Origin of the sequence: Prevotella sp. AGR2160, from assembly GCF_000424185.1 — a bacterium.
Lineage (GTDB): Bacteria > Bacteroidota > Bacteroidia > Bacteroidales > Bacteroidaceae > Prevotella.
On the sequence record NZ_AUJK01000005.1, the window covers coordinates 150,471 to 160,754 of the forward strand.

Consider the following 10,284-nt stretch of genomic DNA (forward strand, 5'->3'; position numbering starts at 1 on the left):
AAAGAAGTTTTTTTGCTATTTTTTTTCTTATTCGCTCATCATCTTGTTGAAATCGTCAAGACTGACCTCTTTCTCATCCAGTTTGACGACCTTCTTCAGTGCTTCGGTGAGCTTGACATCGATAGCGCGATCAACGAGCTGGTCATTAGCATTACCCTTCTTCAGAATCTCATTGGCATAGTTCTCAATATACTCCTCGGGAATATTGGTCATGCCATACTGAGCGAACTGTGCGCGGGCTGCCTCCTTAGCTGCATCTTTGACATCTTTGTCATCGACCTTAATACCCTGAGCCTCTACAAGCTGCTCCTTGATGAGGTGCCATGTCAGCTCCTTGATGGAGTTGTCATAGTTCTTATCGACAAAGCCCTCACCCTTGTCCTTGTTGTTCTGAAGCATGATCTTCTTCAGCAGCGCATCAGGATACTCGAGTTTACCGACCTTCTTCTCACAATGAGCACGGACATCGAGGATGAACTTGTAGTCGGAATCGACAGCAAGCTGTTCCTTCAGACCGGCAGCGATCTTATCGCGGAACTCCTGCTCGTTCTTCACCTCATCCTTACCATAGGTCTGGTCGAAGAGCTCCTGGTCAACGGCATGCTTCTGGAAGCGCTGTACCTCAGTAACCTGGAAGGTGAAATCACCCTCGTGATCCTTGACGGCGTCCTTCTCGATCTTCAACAGACCGGCGATCTCTGCATCATTATCGGGATAAGCCTTCTTGGGATTGAACGTGATGATATCACCGGGCTTCGCACCCTCGAAGAGCTTCTTCTGATCCTCTACCTTAATATATTCGGGCATGATGGAGACGGTGTCTACCGTGATGCCATCTTCTTTCGTGTTACCGTCAGCATCAAGCTCACGGAGATCACCCTTAAGAATATCACCCTTCTCGTAGCTGTCAGCCTTCACGTAAGAACCCATACGGCTGGCGAACATATCTACCTGCTTGTTGACCAGATCATCATCGACCTTGATCGTGTAGTAAGGCACTTTATCACGACCCGTCAGAGATACCTTGAACTCCGGAGCTACAGCGATATCGAACTTGAATACATAGGGAGCTTCCTTCTCAAGATCAACAGGCTCCTGCTTCTCGGAAGCCAAAGGCTCACCGAGCATCTGAATCTTATTGTCCTGGACATACTTGTAGATTTGCTGGCCCAGGAACTTGTTGATGGTCTCATACTTCACCTGACCACCGAACTGGCGCTTGATCATACCCATAGGAGCCTGACCGGGACGGAAACCGGGGACATTAGCACGCTTGCGATAGTCCTTCAGGGTTTTCTCTACCTCAGGCTTGTAATCAGCCTCTTCAACTTCGATCGTCAACAGACCATTGATCTTGTCGGGATTCTCAAATGAAATTTTCATCTTGATTGTCTAAATTTTTATGTTTTATTTTTATTCTTCTTGATTCTGTTCGTTTCTTTCGCGGCATAACGCCCGTTGAACTTGCAAAGTTAAGCATATTTATTGAATATACCTAATACGCATGTCCGTTTTTTCGTTTTTTTTACTTTTTTCCCGTCACTTCCCTTTATTTTCTTTCCTCAGCTTCAACCTCCTCGTCCTCCTCATTCGGTTTAAACTTCCGATAGACGAAATTCTCAGAGAGATAGTTCTTGCGGACGACAGGATTAACCGCTAACTCCTCCGGCTTGCCCTGGAAAAGGATGCGTCCCTCGAAAAGAAGATAGGCACGGTCAGTGATAGAAAGAGTCTCCTGGACGTTATGATCCGTGATAAGAATACCGATGTTCCGATATTTCAGCCGCCACACGATATGCTGGATATCCTCCACGGCAATAGGGTCTACACCGGCAAAAGGTTCATCGAGCATGATAAACTTCGGGTTGATGGCCAGGCAACGGGCGATCTCGGTACGACGACGCTCACCACCGGAAAGCTGGTCTCCCTTATTCTTCCGAACTTTCGTCAAACGGAACTCCTTAATGAGACTCTCCAGCTTATCGAGTTGTTGCTGATGACTGAGCTTCGTCATCTCCAGGACGGCCATGATATTATCTTCCACACTCATCTTGCGGAACACGCTGGCCTCCTGTGGCAGATAACCGATACCGGCACGGGCACGTTTATACACCGGAAAGGACGTGATCTCCTTATCATCGATATAAACATGTCCCTCATTGGGTACCACCAACCCCGTCGTCATATAGAAAGAGGTGGTCTTACCGGCACCATTAGGACCGAGAAGGCCGACAATCTCTCCCTGCCTGACATTGATGGTGACATGATTGGCTACCGTACGCTTACCATAGCGTTTCACCAACCCCTCCGTACGGAGGATAGAATGATTTTCGTTTTCTGACATGCTCAAAACATTTGACTGCAAAGTTACACTAAAAGCATGGAATTACAAAGCATTAAACGTTTTTTTTCATTTCTACCTCGCCATTTCCGAAAATAATGATTACTTTTGCATCAAAATCAGTTTTCGAAACAAGTTTACTATGCTGATCATAAAATGGCTTAACACTTTCGGGAAATATCTTATTCTCATGTCGAGGACGTTCGCCCGTCCGGACCGTTTCAGGATGTTCCTCAAACAGTATGTCAAAGAGATGTCACAACTCGGTGTCGACTCCATCGGTATCGTCCTGCTCATCTCCTTCTTTATCGGTGCCGTGATCTGTATCCAGATGAAAGTGAACATCCAGAGTCCATGGATGCCCCGCTGGGTCGCCGGATACACGACACGAGAGATTATGCTGCTCGAATTTTCCTCTTCCATCATGTGTCTTATCCTCGCGGGAAAAGTAGGATCGAATATCGCTTCCGAAATCGGTACAATGCGGGTGACCCAGCAGATTGACGCCCTTGATATCATGGGCGTCAACTCCGCCAACTATCTTATCCTGCCAAAGATCATGGGTCTGATGACCCTCATGCCTTTCCTTGTCATCTTCTCCTCGGCAATGGGAATGGTAGGAGCTTATTCCACCGCTTATCTCGGACATATCATCTCCCCCGAAGACCTCACCCTGGGCATGCAGCACTCCTTCAATGAGTGGTTCGTATGGATGAGTATCATCAAGAGCATGTTCTTCGCTTTCATCATCGCCAGTGTCTCCTCTTATATGGGATACACCGTCGATGGCGGCAGCATCGAAGTCGGCAAGGCCAGCACGGATGCCGTCGTCTGCTCCAGTGTCCTCATCCTCTTCTCCGATATTTTCCTCACCCAGATGTTATCCTAAAGTTCAACCCATGATAGAAGTCAAACATTTAACCAAGCGCTTCGGTGACAAGACCGTACTCGACGATATCAACATGGTCTTCGAATCTGGCAAGACCAACCTGATCATCGGACAGAGCGGATCGGGAAAGACGGTTCTGATGAAGAACCTTGTCGGTCTCCTCACACCTACCTCCGGTGACGTACTCTACGATGGCCGCAACTTCGTAGAGATGGACAAGAGAGGAAAAGCCCTCATCCGTCGGGAGATGGGCATGGTATTCCAAGGCTCAGCCCTCTTCGACTCCCTTACCGTATTGGAAAATGTCATGTTTCCCCTTGACATGTTCTCTGCTATGACACTCCGTGAGCGTACCCGCCGTGCCCAGGAATGCCTTGACCGTGTCAATCTCATCGATGCGCAGAACAAATATCCCAGTGAGATATCCGGTGGTATGCAGAAACGTGTGGCTATCGCCCGCGCCATCGTTCTCAATCCGAAATACCTGTTCTGCGATGAGCCTAACTCCGGTCTGGATCCCAAGACAAGTCTGGTCATCGATGACCTTCTCTCAGGTATCACGAAAGAATTCAACACCACAACGATCATCAACACCCACGACATGAACTCCGTCATGGGCATCGGTGAGAATATCCTCTTTATATATAAAGGTCATAAGGAATGGCAAGGCAATAAGGATCAGGTCATCGACAGTACGAATGAGCGTCTGAACGACCTCGTGTTTGCCTCCGACCTCTTCAGGAAAGTGAAGAAGATGGAAATCAAGGAAGAAAGGAAGGAACAATGATGATACGTAAGAAGTTCTTCTCCATCCTTACAACGGGTATTGTTTCCGCAGTCCTCCTGTCGTTCTCTGCCTGCCACAAAGATAAGGAGCCGACTCCCGGTGATCTTGCCGCACAGGCAGCGAAAGCGTATTATGACGAGTTGATTGCCGGTCATGACGACGCATTTATCAAGAACACCTATTTCCCTTATCAGATTCCCGACAGCTACCGGGCACAGCTCGTGACAAACATCAAGATGTTCATGGGACAGCAGAAAGAGGAACATCAAGGAGTCAAGAAAGTAGATATTATCAGTGCCAAGGCGGATACCATCCGTAAGACGGCAGATGTCTTTCTCCGACTGCACTATGGTGATGGTACAAAAGAGGAGATTGCCGTTCCGATGGTGCTCGTGAAGAAACGATGGATGATGAAATAATCACAAAGGGGACGATCCTGACGGACCGTCCCCTTCGCGATTATTTCTGTCGAATAAAGACATTGATCGGACAACCATGGAGGGACCAGTTCTCACGGATCTTGTTCTCCAGGAAGCGACGATAGTTCTCTTTGACATACTGCGGCAGATTGGCATAGAAGACGAAGGAAGGGATCTGCGTGTTCGGCAACTGCGTACAGTATTTAATCTTGATATATTTACCCTTGATGCTCTGTGGCGGATTGGCCTCAATAATCGGCAGCATCACCTCATTGAGCTTACTCGTGCCAATACGGATCTTCCGGTTCAGGTAAACCTGCTTGGCACTCTCGAGGACTTTGAAGATACGCTGCTTCGTCAGTGCGGAGGCAAAGATGATCGGGAAGTCCACGAAAGGAGCCATACGCCGCTGGATAGCATTCTTGAAGGTATCGATAACCTTCTGACTCTTGTCGGGCACGAGGTCCCATTTGTTGACCACGACAACCAGACTCTTATTGTTCTTCTGAATGAGTTGGAAGATATTCATATCCTGTGACTCCACGCCACGAGTGGCATCAAGCATGAGGATACAAACATCACTGTTCTCTATGGCACGGATAGAACGCATGACAGAATAGAACTCCAGATCCTCCGTGACCTTATTCTTCCGGCGGATACCTGCCGTATCGACGAGATAAAAGTCAAAACCGAACTTATCATAACGGGTATAGATACTGTCACGCGTCGTTCCGGCAATCTCCGTGACGATATTCCGGTCCTCACCGATAAAGGCATTGATGATACTACTCTTGCCGGCATTCGGACGACCGACAACGGCAAAACGCGGAATGTCATCCTCCAACGCCTCTTCGGGATGGTCAGGGAGCTTCTCCAGGATGAGATCGAGAAGATCACCCGTTCCTCCACCTGTAGCCGCAGAGATACACTGTGGCTCGCCAAGTCCGAGCTTATAGAATTCTGAAGAGGTATAATATAAAGAGGAGTTGTCAACCTTATTTGCCACGAGGATCACAGGAAGATGGGCGCGGCGGAGAATCTGTGCCACATCCATGTCCCAGTCTGTCAGACCCGTCTCGTTATCTACAAGAAAAAGAATCAGATCGGCCTCCTCTGTGGCTACGAGAACCTGACGACGGATAGCATCCTCAAAGATATCATCCGACTTGACGACCCATCCACCGGTATCTACAACGGAAAACTCATGACCATTCCAAGTACATTTGCCATACTGACGGTCACGGGTCGTTCCGGCGGTATCAGATACGATAGCCCGACGGGACTGTGTCAATCGGTTAAACAATGTTGACTTGCCGACATTCGGCCGGCCTACAATAGCTACTAAACTTGCCATTTCGTTTTGTTTTACTGAAGTGATACATGCTTCGGCCCTCCATGTCATCCGCTCCGGTACGGTGGAGAGTAAACCCTACATACAGTCAGGGCCTGAAAGAAAATATTTATGTCCGGATCTTCATACGTTGGGAAGAAACTACGCCATCATTCGGGATTATAACCGAAATGTGTCAGCTCGCGGTCGTTGTTACGCCAGTCCTTATCGACTTTCACGAAGAGTTCCAGGAATATCTTCTTACCGAAAAACGTCTCCAGCGATTTACGGGCCTCGGTAGACACCTTCTTCAACGCCCTTCCTTGGTGACCGATGATAATTCCTTTCTGGGAGTCCCGCTCAACATAGATGACGGCATTGATACGGATGAGCTGATCGTCCTCTTTGAAACGTTCCACGACGACCTCCACACTGTAAGGGATTTCCTTGGAATAATAGCGGAGAATCTTCTCACGGATAATCTCACTGACAAAGAACTTAGCAGGCTTGTCCGTCAACTGATCCTGGTCGAAATAGGCCGGTGACTCAGGGAGAAGCTCCTTGATGCGCTTCATGAGCAGATCAGTACCAAACTTATTCTGGGCGGAAATCGGAAGAATCTCTGCATTCGGCAACAGATGGTGCCAGCGCTCCACAAGGTCACCGAGCGTCTTCTGGTCCGTCTCGTCAATCTTGTTAATCAACAAGAGGACAGGGATGGTCAGTTTGCTCACCTCCGTAAGGAAGTCTCTGTTCTTCTCCGGATCTTCCACGACATCAGTGACATAAAGCAGGATATCCGCATCCGCCAATGCCGACTCCGAGAATTGAAGCATATATTCCTGCATCTTATAGTTCGGCTTCAACACACCGGGCGTATCCGAGAAGACAATCTGACAATTGTCCGTATTCACGATACCCATGATCCGGTGACGGGTCGTCTGTGCCTTGAAAGTGGCAATAGAAATCCGCTCACCGACAAGTTGATTCATCAGTGTGCTCTTTCCCACATTAGGGTTGCCAACAATATTTACAAATCCTGCTTTGAACATGACGTATATTTTTTAGGGGTTGATTCTTCAGGGGTGGAGAGACAAGAAACGCATCCTTCCTGAATAGTGAGAAAAGATGCGTTGTCCTGATGATGAGATATCTTTATTTTGCGGTTGCAAACTTAGAACCGTCGTAAGCCCACTTATAGAAAGAGGCTCCATGAACAAAACCAGCGCCGAAAGCGGTGAAGATAACATTATCACCCTTCCGCATGTTCGTCTCATTGTCCCAAAGGGCAAGAGGAATGGTAGCGGAACTGGTATTACCATAATGCTCGATATTGACGACGACCTTATCCATCGGTATACCGGCACGTTTCGTGACGGCCTCGATGATTCGGAGATTAGCCTCGTGAGGAACGACCCATTTGACATCATCTGCCGTGAGGTTATTCATCTCCATGATCTTCTGGACATCATCGCCCATATCGGTCACTGCATAACGGAACACCGTACGGCCCTCCTGATAGAGGTAATGGAGCTTATGATCTACCGTGAAGCGGGACGGCGGACAGACAGAGCCACCAGCCTTCATGTGAAGGTAAGGAAGGCCCTTGCCATCCGTGCGAAGGAAAGAATTGACAACACCGACATTCTCTTCTTCCGTAGCCTCGAGGAGGACAGCACCGGCACCGTCACCGAAGAGGACGCACGTAGAACGGTCGGTATAGTCGACCATTGACGACATCTTATCGGCACCGATGACGATAATCTTCTTATAACGGCCGCTCTGGATCATGCTCGCTGCTACATCCAGCGTATAGAGGAAACCACAGCAGGCAGCAGAGAAATCAAATGCAAAAGCATTCTTCAGTCCCAGTTTACCGAGAACGATAGAAGCCGTAGAAGGGAACTTATAGTCGGGAGTCGTTGTCGTGACAATGAGGGCGTCAATAGTATCCGGATCAACACCGGTCTTTTGGATGAGTTGCTTGGCAGCCTTACGAGCCATATAACTCGTGCCAAGCCCCTCCTCCGTAAGAATTCGACGCTCTTTGATTCCAACGCGAGTGGTTATCCATTCATCGGTGGTGTCGACCATACGTGACAGTTCCTCATTACTGAGGACATAGTCAGGAACATAGCCACCGACACCAGTGATGATCGCGTTAATCTTCCCCATTGCTTACTCTGCAGCCTCCTTAACAATAGCAACCTTGCCGCGGTAGTAACCGCAGGTAGGACATACCGTGTGGTATACGTAGTAAGCACCACAGTTCGGGCAAACTGCCAGCGTGGGAGCTACTGCCTTGTCATGAGTTCTTCTCTTGAGTGTACGAGTCTTTGACTGTCTTCTTTTAGGATGTGCCATAATTGCTTAAATGTTTTTATTTTTAATTTTTATTCTATCTTGAGTTTTTTGAGGGCCGCCCAGCGCGGATCTATCTCTTCTGGCGTTTCCTCGTCGCTTCGGGCGGCGGAGTGCTCACGGAGCTTCTCGATCATGGCAGGATTGCACTTTCCAGGTTCGTGCACGTGCCGGATAGGTACTGCCAAAGCTATAGACTCATAAAGATGCCAGGCGATATCGAGTATTCCTTCGTCCTCGGCCACAACCACCAGGTCATCCTCTTCTGAGGTCTCCTCTCCAAATTTCACGACAAATTCATCATCGACGGTAATCGGCTGTTGCATATCGTCAAGACACAGGTCACACGGCACAATGACCGCTCCTTCTGCATGACAATGCACCTCGAAGATATCCTCAATACGGTTGATCGTCAGCGTTACCGCTACCTCACCATGAGTAATCTCCGCAGATGCCAACGCTTCAAAGAATGCATCATCCAGACTGTAACAGAGCGTATTCACACCCTGTTTCAGACCCTTCAAATCAATCTTCAAAGACTCTAAACTGCACATTTCCAATACCTTGTTTATAAACTAGGGTGCAAAGTTACGAATAAATTTTGAGATAACGTAATTTTTCCACTAAAAAATTAACGTGGAATCTCTATTCGGAAGGTAGTTCCCTTGCCGATCTCACTTCGCTTGACCCAGATGTGCCCATGATGATACTCTTCCACGATACGCTTGGCAAGACTCAGGCCGAGCCCCCAACCTCGCTTCTTGGTGGTAAAACCCGGGCGAAACACGCGACGCATATCTTGTTTACGCATTCCTTTTCCCGTATCAGCTACTTCAATATACACTTTCCTCGGCAGTTCACCTACTGTAATCGTGATCTGACCGGGAGCCGTTCCCATAGCGTCGACGGCATTCTTACAAAGATTTTCTATTACCCACTCAAAGAGGGAGCCGCACAAACGAACGGTAATGTCATGATCTGGAAAGACACAACGGATCTGTATCTTTTTAGATGTACGTCGATCCATATACTCCGTTACATGCTGAATAACTGTTGTCAAGCTCGTAGGAACGGGTTCCGGAAGGGAACCGATTTTAGAAAAACGTTCTGCTATAAGTTGCAAACGTTTCACGTCCTTATCCATCTCCGGAATAAGATCATCCTGGGGATATGTCTCTTTTAACATCTCCGTCCATGCCATAAGAGAAGATATTGGTGTTCCTAACTGATGAGCCGTCTCCTTACTGAGTCCTACCCATACCTTATTCTGTTCTGCCTTTTTGGAAGTCAACAAAGCGAAAATAGCTACAACAACGAAAAGGAGAACAACGCCCAGTTGAACGTAGGGATACCAGGCAAGGCGTTTCAAAAGGCTTGACTCATCATAACAGACATCGATATAATCCTTTTGATCAGCATCATTGAGATAAATACGAATAGAGCGACCTTCCTGTTCCATCTGTTTTCCCTTGGCTACAAGCCAGGAGATACTGTCCTGACGATCCGAAGCAGGAACGGAAAGGTTTCGAGAAGTAGAATAATGGCCCTGACGATCAAGGACAATGACAGGAATCGTGTGGTTGCCGTTAAGAACACGGAGGACGAGAGAGAGATCGGTCGTCTCATCAGCCGTATTCAACGACCGCATAGCTTCTGCCCATACCTCCATCTTATTCCGTTCCTCTGATTGCAGATCTCGTGTAAGAAGATGAGACACAAAGAGCGAGGTGACTGCAATGAGGATTGCCGCCACAACAAGAGAGACCTTAATATGTTCAATCGTATGGAAAAAATTCATCTAAGGGAATAACGAAAAAGCCTCGGAGATATTGCTATCTTCGAGGCTTTTCTTGAGTTTAAAGAAAAGAGGGCAGCTACCTACTCTCCCGCATTGCATTGCAGTACCATCGGCGCAAGCGGGCTTAACTTCTCTGTTCGGAATGGGAAGAGGTGGGACACCGCCGCAATAACCACCCAAAGGGGGTTGACGTATCTTGACAAGCAAAACTCAACAGTTGAAAGTATAACCCTTCAGCGGAAAGTGTTCGGGCAATTAGTAATGCTCGGCTTTGGCATCGCTGCCTTTACACCTGCATCCTATCTACGTCATCGTCTTTGACGACCCTTATGAGGAGTTCTCATCTCGCGGAAGGCTTC

The 10,284-nt window shown here is 48.0% G+C and carries 11 protein-coding genes and 2 rRNA genes; 3 read left to right on the plus strand and 10 right to left on the minus strand.

What is annotated here, in order from left to right; translation table 11 throughout:
• Nucleotides 1-27: 27 nt before the first annotated feature.
• Together tig and lptB are read right to left on the minus strand one after the other, a co-directional pair.
• Entirely contained in the window at nt 28-1,383 is a 1,356-nt protein-coding gene (tig, locus tag G604_RS0105405; RefSeq protein ID WP_028909670.1) for a trigger factor, read from the minus strand.
• Nucleotides 1,384-1,549: 166 nt separating this feature from the next.
• Nucleotides 1,550-2,344: an LPS export ABC transporter ATP-binding protein gene (gene lptB / locus G604_RS0105410; RefSeq protein WP_028909671.1), complete on the minus strand. Its 795-nt coding sequence runs from the start codon at nt 2,342-2,344 to the stop codon at nt 1,550-1,552.
• 139 nt (nt 2,345-2,483) lie between these two features.
• Here lptB and G604_RS0105415 point away from each other — a divergent pair, with 139 nt between their 5' ends.
• From G604_RS0105415 to G604_RS0105425, 3 genes are read left to right on the plus strand one after another with little or no spacing between them, the layout of a single operon-like run.
• A complete protein-coding gene (locus tag G604_RS0105415) occupies nt 2,484-3,230 on the plus strand; it encodes an MlaE family ABC transporter permease (protein WP_028909672.1) in 747 nt (248 codons plus the stop codon).
• Nucleotides 3,231-3,240: 10 nt separating this feature from the next.
• Entirely contained in the window at nt 3,241-4,017 is a 777-nt protein-coding gene (locus G604_RS0105420; RefSeq protein WP_028909673.1) for an ABC transporter ATP-binding protein, read from the plus strand.
• On the plus strand, nt 4,014-4,436 hold the full coding sequence (locus G604_RS0105425; RefSeq protein WP_316928666.1) for a hypothetical protein: 423 nt from the start codon (nt 4,014-4,016) through the stop codon (nt 4,434-4,436). The genes G604_RS0105420 and G604_RS0105425 overlap by 4 nt, the downstream gene beginning before the upstream one ends.
• Nucleotides 4,437-4,476: 40 nt before the next feature.
• Here the strand turns inward: G604_RS0105425 and der are convergent, their stop codons facing one another.
• The 8 genes from der to G604_RS0105460 all read right to left on the minus strand — a co-directional run.
• Entirely contained in the window at nt 4,477-5,790 is a 1,314-nt protein-coding gene (der, locus tag G604_RS0105430) for a ribosome biogenesis GTPase Der (protein WP_028909675.1), read from the minus strand.
• Nucleotides 5,791-5,936: 146 nt separating this feature from the next.
• Complete coding sequence (gene era, locus G604_RS0105435) at nt 5,937-6,818, minus strand: GTPase Era (protein WP_028909676.1); 882 nt, start codon at nt 6,816-6,818, stop codon at nt 5,937-5,939.
• A 103-nt stretch (nt 6,819-6,921) separates the two neighbouring features.
• Nucleotides 6,922-7,941 carry a beta-ketoacyl-ACP synthase III gene (locus G604_RS0105440; RefSeq protein WP_028909677.1) on the minus strand — a complete coding sequence of 340 codons (1,020 nt, stop codon included), beginning with the start codon at nt 7,939-7,941 and terminating at the stop codon, nt 6,922-6,924.
• A 3-nt stretch (nt 7,942-7,944) separates the two neighbouring features.
• Complete coding sequence (rpmF, locus tag G604_RS15000) at nt 7,945-8,130, minus strand: 50S ribosomal protein L32 (RefSeq protein ID WP_006848356.1); 186 nt, start codon at nt 8,128-8,130, stop codon at nt 7,945-7,947.
• A 29-nt stretch (nt 8,131-8,159) separates the two neighbouring features.
• A complete protein-coding gene (locus G604_RS0105445) occupies nt 8,160-8,681 on the minus strand; it encodes a YceD family protein (RefSeq protein WP_028909678.1) in 522 nt (173 codons plus the stop codon).
• Between the two features lie 77 nt (nt 8,682-8,758).
• The gene (locus tag G604_RS0105450) at nt 8,759-9,925 is read right to left on the minus strand and encodes a sensor histidine kinase (RefSeq protein WP_028909679.1); all 1,167 of its coding nucleotides are present in this window, start codon (nt 9,923-9,925) and stop codon (nt 8,759-8,761) included.
• A gap of 67 nt (nt 9,926-9,992) precedes the next feature.
• Nucleotides 9,993-10,105 (minus strand): 5S ribosomal RNA (gene rrf, locus G604_RS0105455).
• A gap of 54 nt (nt 10,106-10,159) precedes the next feature.
• Nucleotides 10,160-10,284, minus strand: a 23S ribosomal RNA gene (locus G604_RS0105460); the annotation flags it as partial.